Origin of the sequence: Draconibacterium mangrovi, from assembly GCF_010586825.1 — a bacterium.
Classification (GTDB): domain Bacteria; phylum Bacteroidota; class Bacteroidia; order Bacteroidales; family Prolixibacteraceae; genus Draconibacterium; species Draconibacterium mangrovi.
Window position 1 is genome coordinate 28,818 of the sequence record NZ_JAAAGB010000001.1, and the last position, 25,448, is coordinate 54,265.

Annotated in this window: 22 protein-coding genes; 9 read left to right on the top strand and 13 right to left on the bottom strand. The window is 41.4% G+C overall.

The features are described 5' to 3' along the window. Positions 1-166 precede the first annotated feature (166 nt). The 4 genes from G4420_RS00130 to G4420_RS00145 all read left to right on the top strand — a co-directional run bounded on the left by G4420_RS00130 (position 167) and on the right by G4420_RS00145 (position 5,390). A complete protein-coding gene (locus G4420_RS00130) occupies positions 167-814 on the top strand; it encodes a response regulator transcription factor (RefSeq protein ID WP_045027195.1) in 648 nt (215 codons plus the stop codon). A gap of 42 nt (positions 815-856) precedes the next feature. Next, positions 857-1,984, top strand: coding sequence for a saccharopine dehydrogenase family protein (locus G4420_RS00135; protein WP_163321607.1), 1,128 nt, complete (start codon positions 857-859; stop codon positions 1,982-1,984). An 80-nt stretch (positions 1,985-2,064) separates the two neighbouring features. After that, positions 2,065-2,460: a hypothetical protein gene (locus G4420_RS00140; protein ID WP_163321608.1), complete on the top strand. Its 396-nt coding sequence runs from the start codon at positions 2,065-2,067 to the stop codon at positions 2,458-2,460. 182 nt (positions 2,461-2,642) lie between these two features. Next, entirely contained in the window at positions 2,643-5,390 is a 2,748-nt protein-coding gene (locus G4420_RS00145) for a S9 family peptidase (RefSeq protein ID WP_163321609.1), read from the top strand. Positions 5,391-5,443: 53 nt separating this feature from the next. Here G4420_RS00145 and G4420_RS00150 read toward each other — a convergent pair whose 3' ends face one another. The 7 genes from G4420_RS00150 to G4420_RS23225 form a co-directional block, all read right to left on the bottom strand. Continuing rightward, the gene (locus G4420_RS00150) at positions 5,444-5,671 is read right to left on the bottom strand and encodes a putative signal transducing protein (RefSeq protein WP_163321610.1); all 228 of its coding nucleotides are present in this window, start codon (positions 5,669-5,671) and stop codon (positions 5,444-5,446) included. Positions 5,672-5,780: 109 nt separating this feature from the next. Further along, a complete protein-coding gene (locus G4420_RS00155; RefSeq protein ID WP_163321611.1) occupies positions 5,781-6,464 on the bottom strand; it encodes a TonB-dependent receptor plug domain-containing protein in 684 nt (227 codons plus the stop codon). Between the two features lie 74 nt (positions 6,465-6,538). Next, a complete protein-coding gene (locus G4420_RS00160) occupies positions 6,539-7,486 on the bottom strand; it encodes a glycosyltransferase family 2 protein (protein WP_163321612.1) in 948 nt (315 codons plus the stop codon). A gap of 83 nt (positions 7,487-7,569) precedes the next feature. Beyond that, the gene (locus tag G4420_RS00165) at positions 7,570-8,469 is read right to left on the bottom strand and encodes a hypothetical protein (RefSeq protein WP_163321613.1); all 900 of its coding nucleotides are present in this window, start codon (positions 8,467-8,469) and stop codon (positions 7,570-7,572) included. A gap of 162 nt (positions 8,470-8,631) precedes the next feature. Beyond that, complete coding sequence (locus tag G4420_RS00170; protein ID WP_163321614.1) at positions 8,632-9,834, bottom strand: C1 family peptidase; 1,203 nt, start codon at positions 9,832-9,834, stop codon at positions 8,632-8,634. 155 nt (positions 9,835-9,989) lie between these two features. After that, positions 9,990-10,148: a DNA-3-methyladenine glycosylase I gene (locus tag G4420_RS00175; protein ID WP_246241500.1), complete on the bottom strand. Its 159-nt coding sequence runs from the start codon at positions 10,146-10,148 to the stop codon at positions 9,990-9,992. 13 nt (positions 10,149-10,161) lie between these two features. Continuing rightward, the gene (locus G4420_RS23225; RefSeq protein ID WP_204273550.1) at positions 10,162-10,263 is read right to left on the bottom strand and encodes a DNA-3-methyladenine glycosylase I; all 102 of its coding nucleotides are present in this window, start codon (positions 10,261-10,263) and stop codon (positions 10,162-10,164) included. A gap of 136 nt (positions 10,264-10,399) precedes the next feature. On the opposite strand from G4420_RS23225, the gene G4420_RS00180 reads away from it, so the two are divergent. Both G4420_RS00180 and G4420_RS00185 read left to right on the top strand, forming a co-directional pair. Next, positions 10,400-12,373: a tetratricopeptide repeat protein gene (locus tag G4420_RS00180; RefSeq protein ID WP_163321615.1), complete on the top strand. Its 1,974-nt coding sequence runs from the start codon at positions 10,400-10,402 to the stop codon at positions 12,371-12,373. Positions 12,374-12,724: 351 nt separating this feature from the next. Then, entirely contained in the window at positions 12,725-13,993 is a 1,269-nt protein-coding gene (locus tag G4420_RS00185; protein ID WP_163321616.1) for a replication-associated recombination protein A, read from the top strand. 35 nt (positions 13,994-14,028) lie between these two features. On the opposite strand, the gene G4420_RS00190 is transcribed toward G4420_RS00185, so the two are convergent. The 5 genes from G4420_RS00190 to G4420_RS00210 form a co-directional block, all read right to left on the bottom strand. After that, positions 14,029-14,667: a YdeI/OmpD-associated family protein gene (locus G4420_RS00190; protein ID WP_163321617.1), complete on the bottom strand. Its 639-nt coding sequence runs from the start codon at positions 14,665-14,667 to the stop codon at positions 14,029-14,031. Positions 14,668-14,909: 242 nt separating this feature from the next. Continuing rightward, positions 14,910-15,815 carry an alpha/beta hydrolase gene (locus G4420_RS00195; RefSeq protein ID WP_163321618.1) on the bottom strand — a complete coding sequence of 302 codons (906 nt, stop codon included), beginning with the start codon at positions 15,813-15,815 and terminating at the stop codon, positions 14,910-14,912. A gap of 214 nt (positions 15,816-16,029) precedes the next feature. Continuing rightward, entirely contained in the window at positions 16,030-17,235 is a 1,206-nt protein-coding gene (locus tag G4420_RS00200) for a sodium ion-translocating decarboxylase subunit beta (protein ID WP_163321619.1), read from the bottom strand. Positions 17,236-17,244: 9 nt separating this feature from the next. Then, positions 17,245-19,122 carry a biotin/lipoyl-containing protein gene (locus G4420_RS00205; protein ID WP_163321620.1) on the bottom strand — a complete coding sequence of 626 codons (1,878 nt, stop codon included), beginning with the start codon at positions 19,120-19,122 and terminating at the stop codon, positions 17,245-17,247. 141 nt (positions 19,123-19,263) lie between these two features. Beyond that, positions 19,264-19,512 carry an OadG family protein gene (locus G4420_RS00210; protein ID WP_163321621.1) on the bottom strand — a complete coding sequence of 83 codons (249 nt, stop codon included), beginning with the start codon at positions 19,510-19,512 and terminating at the stop codon, positions 19,264-19,266. 597 nt (positions 19,513-20,109) lie between these two features. Here G4420_RS00210 and G4420_RS00215 point away from each other — a divergent pair. Continuing rightward, on the top strand, positions 20,110-20,562 hold the full coding sequence (locus tag G4420_RS00215; protein WP_163321622.1) for a cold-shock protein: 453 nt from the start codon (positions 20,110-20,112) through the stop codon (positions 20,560-20,562). A 47-nt stretch (positions 20,563-20,609) separates the two neighbouring features. Beyond that, positions 20,610-21,350 carry an NYN domain-containing protein gene (locus tag G4420_RS00220; RefSeq protein ID WP_163321623.1) on the top strand — a complete coding sequence of 247 codons (741 nt, stop codon included), beginning with the start codon at positions 20,610-20,612 and terminating at the stop codon, positions 21,348-21,350. A 191-nt stretch (positions 21,351-21,541) separates the two neighbouring features. Here G4420_RS00220 and G4420_RS00225 read toward each other — a convergent pair whose 3' ends face one another. Beyond that, on the bottom strand, positions 21,542-24,484 hold the full coding sequence (locus G4420_RS00225) for a DEAD/DEAH box helicase (RefSeq protein WP_163321624.1): 2,943 nt from the start codon (positions 24,482-24,484) through the stop codon (positions 21,542-21,544). Between the two features lie 163 nt (positions 24,485-24,647). Between G4420_RS00225 and G4420_RS00230 the strand changes: the two genes are divergently transcribed. Then, positions 24,648-25,301, top strand: coding sequence for a carbohydrate-binding family 9-like protein (locus tag G4420_RS00230; RefSeq protein ID WP_163321625.1), 654 nt, complete (start codon positions 24,648-24,650; stop codon positions 25,299-25,301). The last annotated feature ends 147 nt before the right edge of the window (positions 25,302-25,448 follow it).

Consider the following 25,448-nt stretch of genomic DNA (forward strand, 5'->3'; position numbering starts at 1 on the left):
TAACAACAGATCTTTATAGCATATTCGTACGCTTTGCTAAGGATCTGGAAAATAAAAAGTAAATGAAACGAGCATGTAATCCGCCAACTGGCGGAACATTCAGGAAGATTATTAAAATACGTGCGAGTTCCTTATTATACCGCTAAAAACAAACAATTTTAATAATATGAAAATAAAGGTTATAGTTGCTGACGATCACCAACTTTTCAGAGAAGGTTTAATAAACCTACTACACTCGGCCGACAACATCGAAGTAATTGCCCAGGCCGAAAACGGACAAGATGCAATAGACAAAGTGGAAGCTTTTAAGCCCGATGTGCTTTTGGTTGATATTGCAATGGAAAAAATTAACGGCATAGAAGCCACACGGATTCTAAAAGACAAAATGCCGGAAGTAAAAATTATTGCCGTATCTATGCACTCCGACAAACAATATGTTAAGGGAATGCTGGAAGCCGGTGCCGATGGTTACCTTTTAAAGAACTGTACCTACCGACAGCTTACCGATGCGGTAAACTCGGTGCACGACGGCAAGAAATTCCTGAGCGAAGACATTACCGAAATTGTTATTAATGGCTACCTGAATTCGCGTGCCGATGATAACGATTCCTACTCGCAATTATCCGATCGCGAAAAAGAAATATTCCTGCTGTTTGCCGAAGGAAAATCAACACGCGAAATTGGCGACAAACTTTTTATCAGCGTAAAAACGGTTGGTACACACAAACAAAATATTCTTGAAAAGTTGGATTTAAAAACCAACTCCGATCTTGTAAAATATGCCTTGAAAAAGGGGTTGATCCAACTCGACTAGCGGGATTTTCACGCATTAAACCAAAACCTAATTTAAAACCGGATGAAGAAGAATGTTATTGTTTTGGGCGCCGGACTTGTAGGAAGTTCAATTGCCAAAGATTTATCGAAGAACCACCAGGTTACCAGTGTTGACTTTGACAAAAAAGCCCTAGACAAGTTTTCTGCGTTCCCCGAAATAAAATGCATTCAGGAGGATTTAAGCCAACCCGAAAATATAAAATCACTGGTTTCCGGTTACGACCTTGTAATTGGTGCAGTTCCGGGTTTTATGGGCTACCAAACCATGAAAGCGGTAATTGAAGCCGGAAAGAACATGGTTGATATTTCGTTTATGCCTGAAGATTTTCTGTCGTTAAACGGTTTGGCTAAAAAAAATAAGGTTTGTGTTGTGGCCGATTGCGGCGTTGCTCCCGGCATGGGAAATATTATTTTGGGGCATTATAACCAGCAAATTACAGTAAAATCATATGAATGTCTGGTTGGCGGCCTGCCCGTCATCCGCGAGTGGCCTTACGAATATAAAGCGGTGTTCTCTCCCATCGACGTAATTGAAGAATACACACGCCCTGCACGTTATATTCAAAACTACGAGCTGGTTGAAAAAGAAGCACTCTCCGATCCGGAATTAATCTATTTTGATGGAATTGGCACGCTGGAATCGTGGAACTCCGATGGTTTACGTTCGCTGATGCAAACCATGAAGAATGTTCCCGATATGATTGAAAAAACGTTGCGTTACCCGGGATGCATCGAGTACCTTCGCGTTTTACGGGAATCGGGATTTTTCTCGTACGATCCGGTTGAAGTTAACGGGGTTAAAGTGCGGCCAATTGACGTTACGGCCAAATTACTGTTCCCAAAGTGGCAACTAAAACCCGGAGAGGAAGACTTTACCATAATGCGCATTGTTATTAAAGGAGTTGAAAACGGAAGCGAAAAAACATTTACCTACCATTTGCTCGACAAATACGACCGCGATACGCAAACCATTTCAATGGCACGAACAACCGGCTATGCGTGTACCTCTGTTGCAAATCTCGTTCTTGATGGAACTTTCAACACGCCTGGCGTAAATGCCCCTGAAGCTGTTGGAGCACAACCCGGAAACCTCGGTTACATCTTCCAATACCTGAAAGAACGTGGCGTAATCTACCAGCTTTCAGAGTAGTTGCAACTCGCTCACTTAAAATTATTTTAACCTTAACCCAAAGCAAATCATCTTTTGTAGCAAATTGCTATTTTTGCACCATGGAAATGATTATTGGATTTGGCTTTTTACTACTCACCTTTATTGGTGTTTTTCTTTTAGTAAAAGCAAATAAAAAAAGCGGGAAGACAGATAACAAACAAGAAGAAGTGGTTGCTCCACCATCCGACTGTTGCGGTGCGCACGAGATATGTGAATTTGATCAGATGAAAATGAACGAATCGATTGTTGAATATTACGACGACGAGGAACTTGATGCCTATAAAAATATCGATGAAAATTCATACACAAACAACCAGATAGAACAGTTTCGCGAAGTTTTGTACACCTTAAAAACCGAGGAAATAAAGTTCTGGCTGCTCAGTATTGAGCGCCGGCACATTCAACTTCCGGCCATTTTAAAAAGTGAAGCCCGAATGCTAATGGCCGAAGCATAGTTACTTTTTCGTTGATCCCTTAAACCTCTCCGTTAACTTTGCCTTTTTTAAGGAGCAGAATAAAACTGATTTCCTTATCAACAGGAATTATTTATATCTTCATATCATTCTTTGAAAAAAGACGATTAATCTTTAATCCTCATTTTTTCACCCAACAAGGTTAAACCAACAATTTCAATTCTATGAAAAACTTTTTTCTTCTACTTGTTCTTGTAATCAGTTCAGCAAGTTTATCGGCCCAAACAGAAAAACGACCACTTACTTTTGAAGAAATCCTAAAGTGGAACAGAATTACCGAAACCCATCTATCGAACAACGGGAAATACATAGCCTGGAAAGAAGAACCCTGGAAAGGTGATGCGACTTTGAAAATCAGCACTCCCGATGCCACAGAAATTGCATCATTTAATTGGGGAAACAAAGCCCGGTTTACTGCTGATTCAGAATACCTGATTTTTACTGAAGTTCCACCGGCAGATACAATACGTGCATTAAAACTTAAGAAAACGAAAAAGGAAGACCTGCCTCAGAATAAACTGGTTGTTTTTAATATTGGTGAGAATAAATCCGAAAAAATTGAAAACCTGAAATCGGTGAAAGTTCCCGAAGAATGGCCGGGTTGGATAGCCTATCAGGCGGAAGATCCAGATGATTCCACAAAAAATGAAAAGGACAAAACAGATCCGTTGCACATCAAAAACCTCAACACCGGATTAATAAAAACATATCCTGCAGTAAGCAGTTACGAATTGGCAAAAGATCAGCCATTTATCAGTTTTATTTCGGAAGGAGACAGCACTTTTACAGCAGGAGTTTACCTGGTTGATTTACAAGCTGAAAAGGTTACCGCGATTATAGAAGCAGAAGGAAAATTCAAACAACTTTGTATTGCCGACAGTGGTGAACAACTTGCTTTTTTAGCCGATACAACCGATGCCGAAAAGCCATCGTTTGCGCTTTATTACTGGGATGGTGAGCATGAAGCTATTGTTACCGACAATTCAAACAAGGCCATTCCTGAAAATTGGGAAATAAACGAGAATGGCAATCTTTCGTTTTCAGATAATGGCGAGCGTTTATTTTTTGGCATTGCTCCTAAAATTCCCGAAAAAGACACCACAAAACTGGAGGAAGAAATCCCGACACTTGATGTTTGGACGTGGAACGAGGAACAGCTTCAAACCGTTCAGCTCAACAATAGAGAAAAGGATCTAAAGAAAAGCTATTTGGCAGTTGTTCATCTCGACGAACAAAAAACGGTTCAATTGGAAACAGAACTTTTTTCAGGGATACAAAAAATACAAAATGGCGATGCCGATAAATTGCTGGCCTACAGTAACCGGCCTTACGCTGTACAAACCATGTGGGAAGGCGGCCCGTACCACAACGATTTTTATCTGGTTGACATCAATTCAGGAGAGGCTGAAAAAATTAAAACCGACTGTCGGGCCACTCCATCAGTTTCTCCCGACGGAAAATTTGTTTACTGGTACAATGCTATCGATACTACTTGGAATACCTACGATATGGCAAGTGGCACTGAATATCAAATCACTGATCCGGCAACTATTCAAACGGCAGACGAATTAAACGATGTCCCAAATCTTCCCGGATCATATCGTACTGCTGGTTGGCTTGAAAATGATGACGCGATACTGATCTACGATCGTTACGACCTTTGGAAAGTTGATCCGACCAATGCTGCAGCCCCCGTTAATCTCACCCAAAATGGCAGAAATGAGAAGATCAACTACCGCCTTGTTCGTTTTAATCCTGAACCAAACACCGGTATCGATCCGTCAGAAACCGTTCTGCTGACCGGGCACAATGAAGTTTTTCGTGCTGATGCCTATTACACTTTTGACCTCAGCAAAAACAAAGTACCTGAAGTTCTTTTTGGTCAGAATTATAGCTTGGGAACGCCCAAAAAAGCGAAGGATGATGATCTGATCATTTTTACAAAAGAAGATTTTGAAACCTACCCCAACCTGATTGCAACCGACCTGCGGTTTAAAAAGGAAATGCAAATTAGCGATGCCGCACCTCAGCAAAACGAATTTAATTGGGGAACTGCCGAACTGGTTACTTGGCGTTCGCTTGATGGCCTGGTTTTAGAAGGCACCTTACACAAACCTGAAGATTTTGATCCGGGCAAAAAATACCCGATGATCGTGAATTTCTACGAGAAAAGTTCGCAAGAGCTGTTGAGCTATCATATGCCCGAAAACCATCGCTCAACAATCGATTATCATTATTATACCAGCCATGGTTATATCGTATTTAACCCCGATGTATACTACAAAGAAGGGTATCCGGGTGAATCGGCATTTAATTGTGTGATGCCCGGCATTACAGCGCTAATCGATAAAGGCTTTGTTGACGAAGAACACATTGGTGCGCAGGGGCACAGCTGGGGCGGTTACCAGGTAGCTTACCTCGCTACACGAACCAATATGTTTGCGGCTATAGAGTCGGGAGCTCCGGTGGTAAATATGTTTAGTGCCTACGGTGGTATTCGCTGGGGATCAGGATTAAACCGATCTTTCCAGTACGAACACACACAAAGCCGTATCGGTAAATCGATTTGGGAAGCTCCGTTGCGTTATATGGAGAATTCGCCACTGTTTACCCTTGACAAGATCAACACTCCAATTCTAATTATGCATAACGACGATGACGGTGCAGTGCCATGGTACCAGGGAATTGAATTCTTTATCGGACTTCGGCGTTTGCAAAAATCAAGTTGGTTGCTTAATTACAACGACGCTGACCACTGGCCAACTAAAATTCGTGATAAGCACGATTTCCAGATTCGAATGGCACAGTTTTTCGACCACTACCTAAAAGGTGCACCAATGCCAAAATGGATGGACGAAGGTATTCCTGCTGTTAATAAAGGAGTGGTTATGGGCTATGAATTGGTAGAATAAAAAACTAAAAAAGCGATGTACTTCCTGTTAAGTACATCGCTTTTTTGTTATTGTTATTTTATCGAGTCCAAAATCTCCAGGGCCTCTTCAAATTTTTCTTCCATTACCCGGATTTCAATACCAATATTGGTAGGACTTCCGCTAAAAGTACCATCTATAGTACTTGTAATCTCGTTTACCAGCATAAAATCGATGCCGGCTTCGTCAAGCATTTCTTTAAACAACATGTATTTCATGTCGAAATTGCTGGTGAATGTAGCAACAGTTACAGCTTTACTCATTTGTTTTTACTTTTATTTTATGCAAAAAGGCAGGTAATCGGTCTGCCGGAAAATTATTGCAGACTGTCTTCCAGCTTTCTTTCCGGGATTTAGGTAACACTATAGAGAATTAATCATCCAGACCTTTTTTGGTCTCAATAACCACCACTCCATTTGCACCGCGTGCACCATAAATTGCGGCGCTACCATCTTTAATTATGTTGATACTTCTTACCTGCGAAGGCACAAGCGTGCCCATAATGCTTCCATCTACCTGAACACCATCAACTATAATTAGTGCAGCACTGCTCAGGTTTATCGAATTAACTCCGCGAATAATTATATCTCCGTTACTTTGAACCTGAACACCGGCAAAACGTCCCCGCATCAGATCGTACATATTGGTATACTGCGCGAAATCAACATCATCACTTGTCATTTGGGCCAGTGCATTCAATCGTTCTCCATCTTTTACATAACCATATCCAATAGCATATTCCCTGGCTTTTTCTCCTGCTTTAAGTTTCAAATTAACGGCAACCAGCTTTATCTGTTCCTCCAGTTTAACATTCTGGGTAATAAATCCTTTTGCAGATATTTTCAACTTATCCTCACCATTCACTTTAACTTTAAATTGTCCCAGTGAATCAGTTTTTACAATTTCTTTGGAGCTTTTAAGCATCACTTCGGCACCAACAATAGTAATACTGTCGAACGTGGTTACTATACCTTGTACAAAACGTTCCTGAGCAATACTATTCATCGTAACTAAACAGAATAGTGCGAGAAATACGAGAGAAATTCGGGTTTTCATTGTATTGGCTTTTTTGTTTTATTGTTTGTTAAAGGTAAAATAATTTAACAAAAAGCCAAGATGCCAAAATCAGATTAAATATTTTCTTTAGCTGGTGCTACACGCTTCACCCGGTAAGGCTTTTTCTGTTGCGATTCGAAATAAGTTCGCATCTGTAACTCGGCGATAATACCTGTTGTAATAAACTGAATACCACCCAATACCAACAAAATACCAAGTAATAATAATGGTTTGCCCCAAATATCATTGCCCATAACTTTGAGTATAAGCAAGTAAATGTTAATCAGCACCCCAATTGCAAGCGTAAAAATACCGATTTGACCAAAAAAGTGCATCGGACGTTGCAGGTACTTCTTAAAGAAAACCATGAGTACAAGGTCGCTCATTACTCGAGTTGTACGGCTAAGATTGTATTTTGAACTTCCAAATTCGCGTGGACGGTGGTTCACATCTACCTGAGTAATTTTTGTAGCGCCTTCGAGTGTTACCAGTGCAGGAATATAGCGATGAAGTTCGCCGTAAATATGGATGTTTTTTATGGTATCGTTAGTAAAAATTTTCAGGGTACATCCAAGGTCTTTCATATAAATTCCGGTAGCGCGGCGTATCAAATAATTGGCAATTTTTGAAGGCACTTTACGCAGAAACATACCATCTTTTCGGTTGGCGCGCACCCCTGCAACCATGTCCCATTCTTCTTCTTCGATCATTTTCAGCATCATAGGTATATCTGCCGGATCGTTCTGTAAATCGCCGTCAATCAAGGCTACAAAATCTCCTTCCGCCTGATCAATTCCGGCCTGTAGCGCCGAACTTTGCCCGTAATTTCTTTTTAACTCCACCAATAGAAACCTGTCGTCGTTAATTTTTCTGATCTCCCGGCGTGTATTATCGGTTGATCCATCATCTACAAAAATCGCTTCGTAGTCAATTCCTTCGAGTGCTGCCTTAATTTGCTCCGATAATGGTTTAATGTTTGGCTCTTCATTCCAAACACAAATTACGAGTGAAAGCTTTTTCATGATCTGTTTTTATCTGTTTTAAGCTGCTTCAACACAACCTTGATTTTGCGATTGCAAAGGTATAAATTCTGTTTTACGATAAGTTACTCAATTCCATTAAGTTTCCAAATGAACGAAAAACGTACGGTTTTATACAACCAATCGTGTAATCCGTGTTGGTATTTTATTGAAATTGCTTTTTTATTGTATTCTTTCCGGAGTTCAAAATTTAGTTGCCTGGGTCGATCGCCATTATTTTTATAACCAGAATAACCCGACCACGACGGCGTAAAACGCCAGTTGTTTTTCTGAAAATCAGCACCTGCACCATAAAGGAAGGCATCGTTTTGTAAATTTAGCTCATCGTTGGTTTGCCAACTGTAAAAACCCAGCATTGCATGCGGACGAAACAATAGTGTTTCCGGCTGTCCATAATCTTTCGAGAAACTATAATCGAACGAATAAGCCGGCGTATCGGCATAACGTGCACCTTCGAAGTTAGTTCCCGATGCCGTTTTTAATATCGCCCGAAACATCGTATTTGGGAAAGCCCGGTCTTTAAAAAGCTGAATAAACGTTGAGAAACAGAAATCGCCCATTGCATAACCTTTTCCATCTTTGTCGCGCGAAAAACGTTCATCTCGTATTTCTTCGGTGTAGGCATAATGTTCAAGCAACACGCCATACATTTCAACGGCAATTTTGTTTTGTGCAAAAGGGATATAGACCCTTCCAGAAATATCTTGCGTTGGATCGCCCGAAAGAAAGTGACTCGAAACGGTAAGTTCAAACTCCGTACGTCCTTCGATAATACCTTTCTTAAGTTCCGGAACCGGCAAAGCATTTGGTCCCAGGTATGCAGGCGAAATGATCAGCCAGCTTCGCCAGCCCGGATCACCTGTTTCCCAGCCGTGCGCATCATTCCACCACGACCAGTCTTCCTGAGCCGAAACAAATTTTAGTGTACTTGTGAATACAAGTAAAATAATAAGTAATCGTTTCATCGATGGTTTACACCTTTTTATCTTTTCCCGTGAAGAAGACCCTTTCTTCAGAAGTAGTTAAGATATACCAAATGTAAACGATTTTTTAATGCAGCCAATGTGCACCAAGGAAAAAGCTTTTAAAAAAAATAAGCCCCTCAGGAATTCTGAAGGGCTTAAAAATCAAAGCTTAAGTTTTTCTCTTATACTTTGGGGTATGCCGTCTTTGTGCACCATAATGCACATTGTTTTGTAATTTACATAAGGTTTCGAGGCGTAGAAATAACCATCGTATTTATTGTAATCGCCCCACGAGTTTTTCACTTTGTAGAATGTATGTCCTTCCTGATCTTTTGCAGTACCGATAATATGCATTCCGTGGTCGTCGGTAGTCTCGTAATCATCAAATGCTCTCTGGCGCATTTCCTGGGTTACTACCAATTCAGGTACCGGGTTGTCCAGTTTATACAGTTCTTTTTCTTTTTCTTTTTGTGGCAGCGCCTCCCATTTTGCAATTTCGGCATCGTCCATGTTCTCTTCCGGAGCGGCCGGCAAAACAGCCACACCCTTATTACTGGTGGCAAATCCTTTTTCGCTGACATCGGCTGCCCAAGCAATGGTTAATCCATTATTCAGCGAATAATCAATAATATTCTCCAGATCTTCAAGTGGAACGTTGTACACCTGATCCCACGACCAGTTATCAGGAACTTCCAAAATAAATTTATCGTAGAACGGATGGTGTGTATATGAAGTGATCTCTACATAATCGTTCATGTTTAATCCAACATAATCGCTGGCAAAACTTTGTGGTGTATATTGTTTTCCTTCGTACTCAAACTTTTGTGGTAACTCACCTAAATACGAGTTCAGGGTACCTTCAATAGCTTCATGCCATACAGTGCTCAGTTTTCGGTTACCGTTTTTCACAACAGCGTCAACATGGTCTTTCAGCACATTATCCATTTCGCCATGCACATGTTTTTCTTCGCCATAGTTTAAACCATCGTAAACCGACTCCGGAACAATTCCGTATTTCGCAATCATATTGGTAACATCGTGAAAAGCACCACCTGCCGAAAAATTCAGATTACCATGCACACGTACGTGCTTTTCGGCTTTTACTGAATAAGTATGCCATACAACAAACATTTCTGAAAGGTCCACCTCTGGTTTTCCCAGGCGCATCATTTCCGACTCCAAAAATGATAGCCCCGAAAACGACCAGCAGGTACCTGAACGGTATTGGTCTTTTACAGGCGTGGCCGCTAATGAAATCTCGTCTTCAAAAACATAACCGGGTTCCTCCTCCTTCTTATCATTCTCCGCAAATACACTAAGTGTAAATACCGCAATCAATACGGTAAAAATAAAACGCAACTTCATCAATTAATTATTAAATTATTACCCCTCTTTTTTTTTGAATTAGCGTCAAAATTAACAATTAATTCTTTTTAGAAAAGAGAATTTAAGGTAGACTTAATAAAAATTAGAGGTCACTTTTCAGTTTAAAAGTTATGTAACGAGTTATGTGACTTAAGTTACTGAACTTCGCGGTAACGGAAGCAGTCAACCAGGTGGTCGTTTACCATTCCGGTGGCCTGCATGTGCGCATAAATTACAGTCGATCCGACAAACTTAAATCCACGCGATTTTAGGTCTTTCGATATCGCATCCGACAGTTCGGTTTTGGCCGGCAATTCAGCAAGCGTTTTAAAGCAATTTATCGTCATCATGAAGCGGCACTCCCCATTCTTCATCGTGATATTTGATCATCAACTCGTTTTTTGTTCCCCAATCACAGCGTTTACACATAATTTTAGATTTAAGTCGCTATTCGTTAAAAAACCTAACTGTTTATTACTTCCAACTATGAAAATACTATTTTTGTTTGTTTTCAAAAACAGGACGAAGTACACCTTCAAAAAAAGGGTACGAAAGAAATACATAAATGAAGAAACTTACCATACTTTTTGCACTCTTGTTATCGATGAGTTTCCTGGCCGAAGCTCAATTGAACATCAACCACTTTATCAGGGTGGGAAGAACGCGCATATCAATTGGCAACTACACGGGAGCAATCGAATATTTCAATATTGTTATTGAATTTAAACCTTATTTGGCAGAAGCTTATTTGTACCGCGGAATGGCGAAACATTCGTTGGAAGATTACCGCGGAGCAATCGCAGATTACGACAAAGCAATTGAAATAAAACCCTATTACCCGCGCGCTTACAACAACCGCGGAATGGCATATCACAACCTCAGGCTGTACAAACGTGCTATTGAGGATTACGACCGTGCACTGGAATTTGACCCGTCCGATGAATCGATATACAACAACCGGGGTATCGCCAAACTGGCACTGAAAGACCTGAATGGTGCTATTGAAGATTATGACAAGGCTCTTGAGGTAAACCCAAAATCGACACATGCCCTGATGAACCGAAGTAACGCCAAAATTGTAAGCGGAGACATTAAAGGAGCCATCAGCGATTTAAACCAGGTAATTATCATCAGACCGCATTATGCGGCTGCCTACTTAAACCGTGGATTGGCGCGATTTGAGCTGGAGGACTATGCATCAGCACTGCGCGACTACGACCAAAGTATTCGCTTCGATGCCACAAATGCGCTTGCTTTTAATAATCGGGGTATCGTAAAACATAAGCTGGAGGATTACGAAAGTGCCATTATGGATTACGACATGGCCATTCAGCTAAATCCGGAAATGGCCAGTGCCTATTTTAACCGCGCCATGGCCCGCGAAATATTAAACCGCCCCGGTTATGAGCAGGATTATCAAATTGCGGCCCGCCTTAATCCTCAATTTGATTTAAGCCAACGGCGAATTGATGCCGAGCAATTGGCACAGCAGCAACAACAGCAACAAAAACAGCAGAATTCATCATCGCAGCAAAATAATAACCAGCAAAACTCGCAGGCAAATCAGCAGGCGTTGGTACAAAACAATCAGCAACAATCGTCGCAGCAAAACAATGCCACGGTTGCCGATCAGAAATCGGATGAAGAAAAGCGCAAAGAAGAAATGGAAGCTGAAAGACGCCGACGCCGGATGCGTATGGATTTGGTTATTGAAGACACCCGCGATATTCCGGAGGAAGTGGAGGAGGTTGACGATGGCCGGATTCAGAATAAAAACATTGTTATCGATCTGCAGCCCATGTTCTTTATATCGGCATTTGAGAAAAATGCGGTCGATTACGAGCGTTTCCAGTATTACAACGTGGTAATTGATGATTTAAATGCCGAGAACAACTACAATCCTTTGCTCTCTATTTCGAATAAGCCGGTAACCACTTACCAATCGGTTTTTGAGAACTTCATCCTGTTTTTTAATGAAAAAATAGAGGTGCAGGAAAATGCGCACAACTATTTAAACCGCGGTATTTTTTATAGTCTTACGGGCGATTACAACAGTGCGTTTGCCGATTTGGATAAAGCAATAACGCTGGATGAAAAAATTTCGCTGGCCTATTTTACGCGAGCCAACACACATTACAAATTAAAAGAGCAGGTGGAACTGTTGGCCGGAGTGGGTTCAACCAATTCGCTGACATTAAACGAGGGAAAGATTAACGATAACAGCAATGAGAAGCCAACTACAGTTGAATACCAGGAGATTCTAGATGATTACGCGGTGACACTGTTTCTTGATCCCGATTTCTTTTTTGGCTATTACAACCGTGCGTTTATAAAACTGCGCCTGGGAGAATATCGCAGTGCGGTGGAGGATTTAAATCATGCCATCGACCTGGAACCTGAATTTGCTGAAGCTTATTTTAACCGCGGGCTTACAAAAATTTTCCTTGACGATATTGAAGGCGGTGCGCTGGATTTAAGCCGTGCCGGTGAGCTTGGAATCGACGGGGCTTACAACATTATTAAACGGTATTGCAACTAGGGATTGAGGGAGATTGGTCACTGGTCATTGTATATTGCCAAATTGATAAATTGTGGAATTGTTATACTGATAAGCAGCATTACTGTATCTTGTTACCTGGATGCCTGACTCTCACTTCTTGAAACATGTAACTCGTGGCTAGTAGCTCGCAACTCGTAGCTGATTCTTTCAACTTTCTACTTTTGCCTTGCACTTTTTATTTTATACTTTTTACTTTTGCTCCCGACGCTTCGGTCGGGATTTCGCCCAGCATAACTGTTCTCAACTTTCTACTTTTGCCTTTATACTTTTACCTTGTATTTTTTTACTTTTGCCTCGTCACATTTTGACTTTATACTTTTTACTTGAATTATGAATCAGCCACTCGCAGAACGCTTACGACCAAAAACATTAGACGACTACATTGGGCAGGAACATCTTGTTGGGAAGGACGCTGTTTTGCGCAAACTGATTGATTCGGGCAAGATAACCTCACTTATTTTGTGGGGACCTCCGGGAGTGGGAAAAACGACTTTGGCGCGAATAATTGCCAATACACTTGACCGGCCGTTTTACACGCTAAGCGCCATTAACTCCGGCGTAAAAGATATTCGCGATGTGATTGACAAGGCCAAAAAGCAACAGTTTTTCAGTCGCCCAAATCCGATACTGTTTATCGACGAGATACACCGTTTTAGCAAATCGCAGCAAGATTCGCTGCTGGGTGCTGTTGAAGATGGTACCATTACATTGATTGGTGCAACAACGGAAAATCCTTCGTTCGAAGTGATCTCTCCCCTGCTTTCGCGCTGCCAGGTGTATATTTTGGAGCATTTGGATAAAGCTGCTTTGCTCAAGATCATCAAAGAAGCCACAAAAAAAGACACCGTACTTAAAGAGAAAAAGATAACACTGCGCGAAGATTCGGCGATACTTCGTTACTCAGGTGGCGATGCGCGGAAACTGCTAAACGTGCTGGAACTGGTCACCCTTGGCGAAGACAGCGATAACATTGTTATTACCAATAAAAAGGTAACCGACAAGCTGCAAAAAAACCTTTCGATATATGACAAGAAAGGTGAAATGCACTACGATATTATTTCGGCATTTATAAAAAGTATTCGTGGTGGCGATCCGGATGCTGCAGTGTACTGGCTGGCGCGCATGCTTGAAGGTGGCGAAGACGTTAAATTTATTGCCCGCCGTTTGCTGATACTTGCCGCCGAAGATGTTGGGTTGGCCAATCCGAATGGCCTGCTGATGGCACAAAATACTTTCGATGCCGTGCATAAAATAGGGATGCCCGAAGCACGTATTATCTTATCGGAATGTACCATTTACCTGGCTACCTCGCCAAAAAGTAATTCGGCCTACGAAGCCATTGATAATGCCATTGCCCTGGTAAAACAAACCGGAGACCTGCCGGTACCGCTACACATACGAAATGCCCCAACCAAGCTGATGAAAGAAATTGGCTACGGCAAAGACTACAAATATGCACACGCCTACGACGGCAACTTTGTAGAGCAGGATTTCTTACCGAAAGAGATTAGAAACAACCGCATTTACCAGCCGCAAAATAACGCATCTGAACTGAAAATTTTGGAGCGTTTGAAGAAATGGTGGGGGAAGCGGTTTTAGTCACTCGAAATTAGATTTTAGTTTTTTGATAATTTCTAGCGTTTATATTTATCATTCAATCCCACCCCATCAAGAATCTGTTGTTTATATTTTTCGATTCTTCTTTCCCGTGTTTGTGTTTGTTTGGGTTGCGAGAAATATATTATGTAACCTCTCTGACGGCCCGGCGTTAACGTGTAAAACGCATTTTTAAATAACGAATCTTCTTCAAAGGCCAGTAACAGCTCATCGGGAACGGGTTCAGGGTTCTTCTTTAATTCGATCTTTTTCCCACTTTTTTCTATTTCAATTGCTTCCGATATATATAAGCTTAAAACGTCTTTCAGTTTCTCAATTTCTTTGGTGTTTGTAAATTTTACCAATCGGCTTGATTGTATATTTCCCTGTTGTTGCAGAATTTTATGCTTATCACTTAAAAGTACGCCTTTGAAAAAAACAATGTTGGCCGATTCTTTTAAAGTGTTTACCATCACTACGTTTTTGCCATTGAACGTATAAACAGGAACTCCCCATTTTATTTCTTCGGTTAAACCGCTTTCCAAAACAATTTGCCGAAACAATTCAAGCTCTTCCCTCCAATCGTTTACTTTGCACTGAAGGGTTCCGCCATATTTACACCTCATACAACCGTCGATCAGGTATTTATCCACCTTCGGATTTAATTCGATTTTCATTTTTGTACTACTATTGTTTATTTATATTAAAGGAATGCAATTCAAAGTGTTCAATGGTTTGTTCGTATAATGCTTACCGTTTGCTTAAAATTCTGTGGCGATTGAAAACCGGCATGATTATCCGATCAAAACCATAGTTTGTCAGAAGTAGAAAATTTTGAGTAACGATAATAAGTAATGGATTATTGCTGCAACGGGAAGCTGTTTTAACCTATTTCATTTCATAACACAAATAAATACCATCATTCAGTTACTCCAAAAGCTTTAGCCAAACCACTTGGTCCGGTTGGTGCCATATCCTTGAAAATCCATCTTAATCCCCGGGTATATCCCTCTGCCGCCACCCCTGTATGTCGTTCTCCTTCAATAACGTAATTTAGCAACGAGAAATTCTGGTAGTGATGACTTTCAATCTGCTTCTGTAAACGAATAATGGGAGCACGAAAAGCTGGATATTCATCTCCCCCCGCCGAAAGAAAAAGCCTGACAGGCAACTCATTGGTCAATTTAGAATAGGCACTATCTGTTAGGAATAAATAGTTCTGGCCCCACATCGCCGCCGGACTTATTGCAATATACCGTTTAAAAAGTTCCGGCTTACTATACATAGCATAAAGCGAAAAAAGGCCTCCTGCAGATTGTCCTCCCAGTGCCCGAATGGATTTATCGGCTCTGTAATTTGATTCAATAGTTGGAATAACCGATTTTTCAATAAATTGCAGAAACCCGGGCCCATCGCCAGTATTCTGATTAAACTCATACCATTTTGTTGGCGTCAGATCACGCATTCTTAAACTGTCATAATTTACATTTTCGCCCGGATAAGATAAGCCAACCATGATCATTTCAGGAATTACATTATCATACCGTAAGTTACCGTAGATGGAATAAAGTAATGGCATATGCCAATAGCCATCTAAAAAATAAAACACGGGATATTTTTTACTTTTTGAATGATTGTAACTGTCCGGAAGAAAAATAATCAGTTCGTGATCTCTGCCGGTTAATTCATTTTTTAATTGTACGGTCTCCGTGTTTTTAAGTACAAAATTTTGCGACTGTGCCTTAAATGCGGGTTGCAGTAATAAGCCAACCAGGGCGATTAACAGAAACTGTTTAGGCCAGGATTTGTTTGTTCCAGGTTTCATACTTCGAGATTAAATTACTGATACTTATGCTATAACAAAAACGGTTTCAAATGGGTTCAAAGGCAGGTTATACAAAGCAGGCTCTTCCTCTCCTCGTCACAAACGAGTGGTAGTAAACAAATTCAGCAGGTGACTTGAAATCACCTGCTGAATAGCGCACAAAAAAGGGGAAACCTTGCGGTCTCCCCTTCTTCTATCAAATTCTATAATATAACTACATTAAGAACGAAATAAGCACACCTGCAGCAACTGCCGAGCCAATTACACCAGAGATGTTACTGGCCATACAGTACTGTAAAATGTGGTTCTTTTTGTCGTATTTCAATGCCAGCTCGTTAGCCACACGCGACGCCATTGGCACGGCACTCAGTCCGGTTGCACCAATAAGCGGGTTAATCTTTTTCTTGCTAAACATGTTCACCAGTTTCACTGCAAAAATACCACCGGCAATCGATATCGCGAAGGCCACAAAACCTCCAACAACAATACCCAGTGTTTTTGCCGAAAGGAAAACCTCAGCAGTCATAGTCGCTCCAACGGTAAGCCCCAGGAAAATAGTTGCAGTGTTCATGATTGGTCCTTGTGCGGCATCGGCCAAACGGCTTGTCGACGAACCAACCTCTTTAATCAGGTTACCAAACAACAACATTCCCAATAGCGGCACCGACGACGGAACCAGAACAGCAGCCAGTGTTCCCAAAGCAATCGGGAAAATAATTTTGGCAGCTTTTATATTCTTGATCTCGTATTTTGCCGGATACTGTTTTTCCATTTGTTTCATGTTGATGGCGAACTCTTTTTTCGTGATAAACAACTTTGCAACCAATGGAATAATTACCGGTACCAGCGCCATGTACGAATAGGCCGCAATAGCGATAGGGCCAAGTAAGTGCGGAGCCAGTTTAATGGTAGTATAAATAGCGGTTGGGCCATCGGCACCACCAATAATACCCAGCGAAGCCGCTTCTTTAGGCGTAAAACCAACAGCAATGGCGCCCAGCAAAATGGCAAAAATACCAATCTGTGCAGCGGCACCAAATAAGGCCAGTTTCAGGTTACGCAACATCGGACCAAAATCGGTTAATACACCAACACCCATAAAAATTACAGGAGGCAGCAAGCCGGTTTTAATCAGCGAATAATACAGGTAATTCATAATCCCGTAATCGTGCGCAATTTCAAACAGGTTCATATACCGGTGTCCTTCCAGCTCAATCAGGTCGGAGTTTACAACTCCCATTTGCCCCCCCGGGAAATTGGCCAGCAGCACACCAAATGCTATCGGGATAAGCAACAGTGGCTCATACCCTTTCTTTATCCCAAGATAAAGCAACACAAACGAGATCGCCCACATGATCAAAGTCTGGTAGGTGATCTCGCCAAGTGCGGTCATGTTAAACAGTTCTGATAAAATATCCATAAATCTGTTTTATGACAGTTGTATCAATACATCGTCTTCATCTACACTGTCGCCGTTGGCTTTTAAAATAGCGGCAACAGTACCATCGCTCTCAGCAACAATAGCGTTATAGGTTTTCATCGATTCGATGTAACAAACCAAATCACCCTCTTTTACTTTATCGCCAACTTTAAGCGCGGTTTCCGATGTATCTTTTGTTAACATGAATTTTCCTTCCAACGGAGCAATAACTTCAGAGGCTACACTTCCGTTTACTGCCGGAGCAGCTTCTTCTTTTGCCGGAGCAGCAGCTGCAGGAGCGGGTGCTGCGTCAACACCGTCGTAGCTAACGCCAACTTTAAATTTCTCGCCGTTTACATCAATAATCATCGATTTTGGCTCGAATGCGCCGGCAGGAACTTCAACTACCGCAGGTTTTGGCTCTTTGGCTGCTTTTTGAGCTGCAAGATCGGCTTCGAAATCGGCTTTTGCTTTACCCGATTTGTAGGCACGGTATTGCTCAGGGTGCATAGCCAGCTCGAACAACTCTTCGTCGTCCTGACCATAATCCCAACCGTTGTCGTCCATTTCTTTTTTGAACACATCCAGGTTATCAGGATACTGCTCTTGCGGAACACCGGTAAAGAATTCTTTTCCATTTGCTTTGGCCAGCTCAATAATCTCAGGAGCCAATTCTCCGGGAAGTTTTCCTGATTTACCAATGATCATATCCCAGATGTTATCGGCGATCATACTCCAGCGCTCGCGGCCTTTTATTACCTGAAGCACGTTCATGAGTGCCAGGTTTTTCACGTACTGACTAAATGGTGTTACCAGTGGTGGGTAACCTAACTTAGGCCATATGTATTCTACCTCATCAAACAGTTTAATCAGCAGATCGTCCTGAGTTAAGGTTGGTTTATTGCGTTTTATCAGCCATTTGTTCAGGCTCTCGAGGTTGTTACCCAGGTCGGCCATCAAACTACCCATCATTCCACCGGGAAGACCAGAACCAATCAACAACGAGTTCATGTGACGGTTTTTCGGGTTGATGTAGTAACCCAGGAAATCGTCGATAAACTCCTGTGTCATCGAACGCACTTCCATGTAGGCTTTCATGTTCACCTCTTTTACTGCATAACCGGCATCTTTTAACATACCCTGAACGGCCAATACATCGGCGTGACCAGTACCCCACGACAGTGGCTCCATAGCAACGTCAACATAATCAACTCCTGCGCGTGCAGCCTCTAAAATACTTGCCATCGAGAAACCAGGACCAGAGTGACCGTGGTACTGAACAGTAGTTTTAGGATGTGCAGTTTTTATATTCTTGATAATTTTACCGATGAAAGCAGGACGACCGATACCGGCCATATCTTTTACACAAATCTCGTCGGCACCCATTTCAATTAAAGTGTTGGCCAACTCGGTGTAGTATTCAACCGTATGAACTTCTGAAATAGTTAAACTCAAAGCTGCCTGCGAAATCATTCCACCTTCTTTGGCAAACTTAATCGAGTTTTCAAGGTTACGCGGATCGTTCAATCCACAGAAAGAACGGGCAATATCGGTACCTTGTAATTTCTTAACTTTAAACATCAGCTTACGAACGTCGGCAGGAACCGGGCTCATACGAATACCGTTTAAAGCACGCTCCAACATGTGTGTTTGAATACCGGCATCGTTAAAAGGCTGTGTCCATCTGCGGTTGGCAATGTTTGGATTTTCGCCAAACAAAAGGTTGATCTGCTCGAATCCACCTCCGTTGGTCTCGACCCTGTCGAAACATCCCATATCGATAATTGCGGGTGCTACTTTTTCAAGTTGTTCTACTTTGGGAACGTATTTCCCTGAGGATTGCCACATATCTCTATACAGCAAGCTAAATTTGATTTCCTTCTTCATTTCTGTTTATTTTTGGTTTATTGGATAAAAAGATACCTTTTACTTCGTCGCCGTTTTTTTCCTTCGTTTGCTCTATTCTGTCTGGTTCGTCGAATCGCCTCCACGGAAAAGGTTTCGGAAGTTAATATCCGTTAACTACTCTTACATTTTCTCAACCGATGTTACCCTGCCTTTTCCTTTGGTAGTAATTTCTACAGCAGAAACAATAGCGGCCAGTTTCGATGGGTTAATCTCATTTTGCGATGTAACTGCAGAACCCGTCTGATCGACGACAACAACTGCAAAACGATTGGTTATTCGAATAATAATATTCCCCAAAACCACCACCATGATGAGGATAAAAAAGACGGTACTCATGCCCGTTAGCATCAATTTTAAAGCTTCGTTCATCTTTGTATTTTTTGTTTAAATTGATTTTTTAGAGCTTGCAAATATATATTTCATTATCACATAGCGATTCAAATTGATTTCATTTTGTAAGCATTTTTAACGTTTTACTATCATTTTGAAAGTTACAATAAAGAAAGATTTCTTTTTACATATGCAAATATTTAACTATGAAGAAGTTATAGACCATCAAAAAAAATGGTTTCCGACCACCTGCTTTACAACATAAATATCAAGCACTTAACATTAAGGTTAGATTTGAAGCAATTTTTGTGTGCGAAACACACATTGATTATTAAAATGAACTTAAGACCTGAATATCCTCATTGCGTTAAAAAAAGTAACTATTTGGAAACATAAGTCGGATGGAAATCCAGCAATACCAATAAACAGTTATATCGAATTTATTTAGTGTTTAAATTTAATGTACCTTTGTGCCAGATTTTAGGTTTAAGAATTTTTATCTACCTCCTATTCCCCCGCCTTAGGATATTTGACTTTTCTTTAAATCTCATCTCTTAACATTAAAAACATTTTTAATAGCTGCTGATATTTATTAAATTAGAGGTCGGTAAGCTATAATCACTATTAAAAATTTATATGGGAAGATCGAAAGAAACATTTGGTAAAAAAGAAGTACGAAAAAAACAAGCAAAGAAGAGAAAAGAAAAAGAAGCAAGAAAACAGGCTCGTAAAGAAAATGGCGGCAATTCAGGATTGGACGATATGATTGCCTATGTTGATGAGTTTGGTAACATCACCGATACTCCGCCTGATGAAACACAAAAGGAAGAAATAAACATTGAAGATATTGATGTAAGCGTACCAAAAGGCGGTTACGGAGAAGCAGAGCCTAAAGAAAAACAAGGTGTAGTGACTTTCTTTAACGAACAAAAAGGATACGGTTTTATTCGCAACCTGTCGAACAACCAAAATATTTTTGTTCACATTAATGAAGTTGATGGCACTATAAAAGAAGGAAACCGGGTTACCTACGAAGAAGGACAAGGGCCAAAAGGACCTGCGGCAATGAATGTGAAGATTTCGGGCTAATCTGTTCAACAAAACAAACGGCAACTTCTGCCAAAACAGTTTACAAGATGGGAAAAGATTTAAAGTTAGCGGTACTTATCGATGGCGATAATATTCCCTCTGCATACGTTAAAGAAATGATGGAGGAGATTGCCAAATACGGCAATCCAACCATTAAACGTATTTATGGCGACTGGACCCAGCCCGGTTTAATAAAGTGGAAAACACTTTTGCTCGACAACGCAATTACTCCCATACAACAATACGGTTACACCACCGGAAAAAATGCTACCGACTCGGCCATGATCATCGATGCCATGGACATCCTGTACAGCGAAAAAGTAAATGGATTTTGTTTGGTATCGAGCGACAGCGATTTTACCCGGCTGGCAACACGTCTGCGTGAAGCCGGGATGCATGTAATTGGCATTGGCGAGAAAAAAACACCGAATCCGTTTATAGTTTCGTGCGACCGTTTTATTTATATCGAAATATTAAAAAGCCGCTCGAAAGAAAATGAAAGCACGACTTCGAATAAGTCGGATAAAAAAGCAGGTGTTGACAAGATAACTCCAAAGGTTATTCGCCTGATTTCGAAAACCATATCGGACCTGGCCGACGACGACGGCTGGGCTTTCCTGGGCGATGTGGGAAGTTTACTGCAAAAGAAACAACCGAATTTCGACTCGCGGAACTATGGTTTTGAAAAACTGACACCACTTATCGACTCCACCGGGATGTTTGAGATTGATCAGCGTGTAGGACAGGGGAAATACAAATTGATGTACGTGCGGAATAAAAAGCGTTAGTATAAAAAAACAGGTTTCGAGATACGAGCTACGAGTAGCGAGCGATCAACCTACATCAATCTTCACACTCACTCCCCAATCCATTCTTCACTTTTTACTTTTCCTCCCTACGCTACGGTCGGGATTTGGCTATCGCCGATTTTCAATTCGGCCAGCACAGCTGTCCTCAACTTTTGCCTCTTGCCCTGTGATTAGCTAAACAGCTCCACAATTTCCTCTTGTGTAATCTGCTCAAACGGATTATTGGAATTGATAAACTTATCGGCCAACGAGCTTTTCCGTTCTTTTAGCTTTTGAATCTTTTCTTCAATAGAATTTTCGGTAATAAAACGATACACAAAAACATGCTTATCCTGCCCAATACGATGCGCCCTGTTAATCGCCTGGTTTTCGGCTGCAGGGTTCCACCACGGATCGATAATAAAAACATAATCGGCTTCGGTAAGGTTAAGCCCTACTCCACCGGCTTTTAATGAAATCAGAAAAATCCGGTTATCCTCATCATCCTGAAAAGCTTTAATTACTTTTTCGCGTTTTGTGGTTTGCCCGGTTAATTTGCTGTACTTCCATTTTTGTTCTCCAATTTTGCTTTCTAATAGCTCCAGGTGAGTTACAAACGATGAGAATACCAGTACTTTATGTTTCTCAGCAACAAGGTTGCTTAACATGCGGAAAATCTCGTCGAATTTGCCCGATCGTTCCGACGCTTCATCATCCACCAGCGAGGGATGATTGGCCAACTGACGCAATTTGGTAAGTCCCTGCAAAACCACAAACTGCGATTTTTTGAGCCCTTCCTTTTCAATGGTCGATAAAATGGTATTTCGGATAACCGATTTTTCCTGCTCGTACAATTTTTCCTGCTCTCCTGCCATCGGGCAAATCCGCACTTCTTCCATCAACGGCGGAAGATCTTTGGCCACCTCCACTTTTTTACGACGCAAAACAAACGGACGGATCATCAGCTGCAGTTTGTCCATTTGCTCTTCACTGGCATGCTTTTCAATGGGCGTAATAAATGTCCGGCGGAAAAAAGCCAGGTTCCCCAACATTCCGGGATTCAGGAAATTCATTTGCGACCATAAATCCGACAGGGAATTTTCAATCGGCGTTCCGGTAATTACCAGTTTGTAACGTGCTTTAATATCCATTACCGCCTTGTAGGTTTTCGAGCTTGAATTCTTTATCGACTGGCTTTCATCCAGAATCAGGTAAAAGAATTCGGTGCCCCGCAACTTATCGATATCGTTACGAACCGTTCCGTAAGTGGTAATTATAATGTCGTAGTACGATGCTACTTTACCCAATTCCTCAGCTTTTTTGCGTTGTGTTCCCACATGCTGATAAACCTTTAGCGCCGGCGTAAATTTCTTTATTTCGTTGCTCCAGTTGTGTACCAACGATGTGGGCACAACAATTAAACTGGCTGGTTGCACAGCTGTTTCCAATTTTGTTTCGCTGGCAAATAAATCGCGCTGCCCGCTGGCGTCCACAGGATTATGAATTTTAATCTCCTGTTTCAATCGTTTAAGTTTCAACAAAAGCGTAAGCGTTTGCAGGGTTTTCCCCAGCCCCATATCATCGGCAAGGCAACCACCCAGTCCGTTTCGGTACAAACCATACATCCAGTTAAAACCTTCTTCCTGGTAATTTCGCAGTTTGGCTTTTAAATTGGCAGGCAACACCGGACGCTCCATTTCGGCGTTTATCAGCTTCTCATATTTTTGTTTTACCTCCTTGTCAACCTCCTGAATGGAGTTTTGTAACAAAGTAAAATGGTGCTTCTCAAACTTTATATGCTCGCCTTGTTGTTTGCCAAAAGGCAGAAGTCCTTTGTAGCGGGCAAACCACTCTTCGGGCAACACGGCAACTTCTCCGTTTGGCAGTTCAAACTCACGAATATCGTTTAAAATGTATTTTTTAAGTTGAATAAAAGGAATGCTGAATTCGCCAAACTTTACCACCGCATAAACATCAAACCAGTCGCCTTTTGTTTGCGTTTTCAATTCCAGTTTCTGGCTTCCGGTATAAAACTTCTTCTCCAGCTGTTCCTGTTTTATCACAATCCCTTGTTCTTCCAGCTGTGGCCGTTTCTCGTTTAGCCAGTTCACAAAAAAGTACAGTGCATTTTGCGGCTCAAGCAGGGAAACGCCGTTTAAGGTGTACGATCCGTTATCATCCTTTAAGCCGGTCTTTTTAATAAGCTGAAGTACTTTCTTTTCCCAGGTAAAATCGCGCGTGGTTTTGTAATACACAAAGGTGCCGTTTTGTTTTTTCACGCTGACCGCCATTTTGCGGGAAGAATCGGGCAGAAATTTTTCGTCGCCATACTCGAAGTTCAACACCAAACACGGCCGGTATTGCAGGTTATTTTCGAGCGACAACACGGCCTTTTTACCGGCCGATGCATGAACGACTTCAAAACCTTTAGCCTTTACATCATAATCGCGCACGGTATTCAGTACAAATCCTGAATAATACTTGTCTTCGATGGTGTTGGGTACCGTAACGTAATCTTTCTCGAAAAAGGGCATCAGCTTTTTGGCATTTAGCTTTTCAAACGCTACCAACTGGTTTCGGTAAATCAATAAACACGGATCGTTGGTTACCACCTCCACCGAACGCGCCGACAACAGCATTTCCTTTTCTTCCAAAAATATGTGCAGCCTGTAACGGGTTTGTGTTTCGGTGCGCTCGAATTCAAATTCAGGCCGGGCAAAAAACGGCGGCACTTCAAGTTGATCCTCGTCGTACAGGTTCGAATATTTAGCCTCTTTACGAAACAAACGCACCGGGCTGAGCATTAAAATGGAACACACCTGCATCATACATTTTTCGATAAAAGGTGTTACCTGTTTTTCGAAATAACCGGGGCGTAACGATGTATAAAAATCGGACACACTTGCGGCACGTGAAAACTTTTTGGTAAGCCCTTCATCGCTGTATTTTTCAATCAATTGAACCAGCTCTTTTTCGTAGGGTTTAAAAGTGTACTCCGAATCATTCAAGTCGTGCGGTTTTACCAATCGCACCACCGAATAAAAACGCTCCTTCTTTTCGATTAAAAAAGGCTGAAAAACCAGCCCCAAAAAACGGTGCTCGGTTAAGGCTATTATAAATTCAAATCGGTCCATTTACTTCTTCAAAAAAAGATACGCACAGAACTTTTCAGTGTTGCCCGGCGTAGCAGTTCGAATTAAAGAACCTCAAATATATAAAAGCTGCTCGGTAACCTGACTTTATTCAGCAAAAATGTTTATAGAAAAATAACATCTTTACGGACATAAAACTTACAGCATGAAAAATCTTACCGTTACAAAAATCGATACAACAACTTCGCTATCAATACAGGAAGCAGCTTTGCTTTTGGAAAAAAACACTAAAACTGAAGCAATTGACATTCTGAATTGGGAAAAAGCCTTTCCATATAAACCGGAGCTTAAATTCAGGATTGCTCACACCGGAAACGAAATATGGTTAAGATTTTACGTTCGCGAGAAAAATATTCTGGCGCAGGAAACCGAAATAAACGGCGATGTTTACAAAGACAGTACGGTTGAGTTTTTTATTTCGGTTGACGGAAAGAATTATTACAATTTTGAGTTTAACTGTATTGGCACGCCTCATGTGGGTTATGGCCCGGGACGTGGAAACCGCACCCCCATTTTGCCCGAAGTTGTAAAACAGATCGATATTGAATCGAGTCTTGGCGACCAACCTTTTGCTGAAAAGTCGGGAGATTTCTCGTGGGAAATGATGATCTGTATTCCTACGCAGTGTTTTGCTTTTGATAAAGTGCAAACTTTAAACGGCTTGGAAGCAACAGCCAATTTCTACAAGTGTGGCGATGAAACTTCTGATCCGCATTTTGTAACCTGGAATGCTGTTAACACGGAAAATCCGGATTATCATCGCCCTGAGTTTTTTGCTCCGGTTAAGTTTAATGACTGATAGCAGCGTTACCGACAATTTCCAGAAATACATGCAAATTCCCCAAACGCTGTAACCTCTCCTATTTCCCGCCAATAAGCGCACATGCTTTAAAACAGTATTCCATTTCACTACTTACCTTGTATTACTATGTATCTGTTTATACAT

Excerpts from the sequence above, each read along its gene's own strand:
- G4420_RS00130 (WP_045027195.1), top strand. The coding sequence starts at position 167 with ATGAAAATAAAGGTTATAGTTGCTGACGATCACCAACTTTTCAGAGAA.
- G4420_RS00135 (WP_163321607.1), top strand. The coding sequence starts at position 857 with ATGAAGAAGAATGTTATTGTTTTGGGCGCCGGACTTGTAGGAAGTTCA.
- G4420_RS00140 (WP_163321608.1), top strand. The coding sequence starts at position 2,065 with ATGGAAATGATTATTGGATTTGGCTTTTTACTACTCACCTTTATTGGT.
- G4420_RS00145 (WP_163321609.1), top strand. The coding sequence starts at position 2,643 with ATGAAAAACTTTTTTCTTCTACTTGTTCTTGTAATCAGTTCAGCAAGT.
- G4420_RS00150 (WP_163321610.1), bottom strand. The coding sequence starts at position 5,671 with ATGAGTAAAGCTGTAACTGTTGCTACATTCACCAGCAATTTCGACATG.
- G4420_RS00155 (WP_163321611.1), bottom strand. The coding sequence starts at position 6,464 with ATGAAAACCCGAATTTCTCTCGTATTTCTCGCACTATTCTGTTTAGTT.
- G4420_RS00160 (WP_163321612.1), bottom strand. The coding sequence starts at position 7,486 with ATGAAAAAGCTTTCACTCGTAATTTGTGTTTGGAATGAAGAGCCAAAC.
- G4420_RS00165 (WP_163321613.1), bottom strand. The coding sequence starts at position 8,469 with ATGAAACGATTACTTATTATTTTACTTGTATTCACAAGTACACTAAAA.
- G4420_RS00170 (WP_163321614.1), bottom strand. The coding sequence starts at position 9,834 with ATGAAGTTGCGTTTTATTTTTACCGTATTGATTGCGGTATTTACACTT.
- G4420_RS23225 (WP_204273550.1), bottom strand. The coding sequence starts at position 10,263 with ATGTGTAAACGCTGTGATTGGGGAACAAAAAACGAGTTGATGATCAAA.
- G4420_RS00180 (WP_163321615.1), top strand. The coding sequence starts at position 10,400 with ATGAAGAAACTTACCATACTTTTTGCACTCTTGTTATCGATGAGTTTC.
- G4420_RS00185 (WP_163321616.1), top strand. The coding sequence starts at position 12,725 with ATGAATCAGCCACTCGCAGAACGCTTACGACCAAAAACATTAGACGAC.
- G4420_RS00190 (WP_163321617.1), bottom strand. The coding sequence starts at position 14,667 with ATGAAAATCGAATTAAATCCGAAGGTGGATAAATACCTGATCGACGGT.
- G4420_RS00195 (WP_163321618.1), bottom strand. The coding sequence starts at position 15,815 with ATGAAACCTGGAACAAACAAATCCTGGCCTAAACAGTTTCTGTTAATC.
- G4420_RS00200 (WP_163321619.1), bottom strand. The coding sequence starts at position 17,235 with ATGGATATTTTATCAGAACTGTTTAACATGACCGCACTTGGCGAGATC.
- G4420_RS00205 (WP_163321620.1), bottom strand. The coding sequence starts at position 19,122 with ATGAAGAAGGAAATCAAATTTAGCTTGCTGTATAGAGATATGTGGCAA.
- G4420_RS00210 (WP_163321621.1), bottom strand. The coding sequence starts at position 19,512 with ATGAACGAAGCTTTAAAATTGATGCTAACGGGCATGAGTACCGTCTTT.
- G4420_RS00215 (WP_163321622.1), top strand. The coding sequence starts at position 20,110 with ATGGGAAGATCGAAAGAAACATTTGGTAAAAAAGAAGTACGAAAAAAA.
- G4420_RS00220 (WP_163321623.1), top strand. The coding sequence starts at position 20,610 with ATGGGAAAAGATTTAAAGTTAGCGGTACTTATCGATGGCGATAATATT.
- G4420_RS00225 (WP_163321624.1), bottom strand. The coding sequence starts at position 24,484 with ATGGACCGATTTGAATTTATAATAGCCTTAACCGAGCACCGTTTTTTG.
- G4420_RS00230 (WP_163321625.1), top strand. The coding sequence starts at position 24,648 with ATGAAAAATCTTACCGTTACAAAAATCGATACAACAACTTCGCTATCA.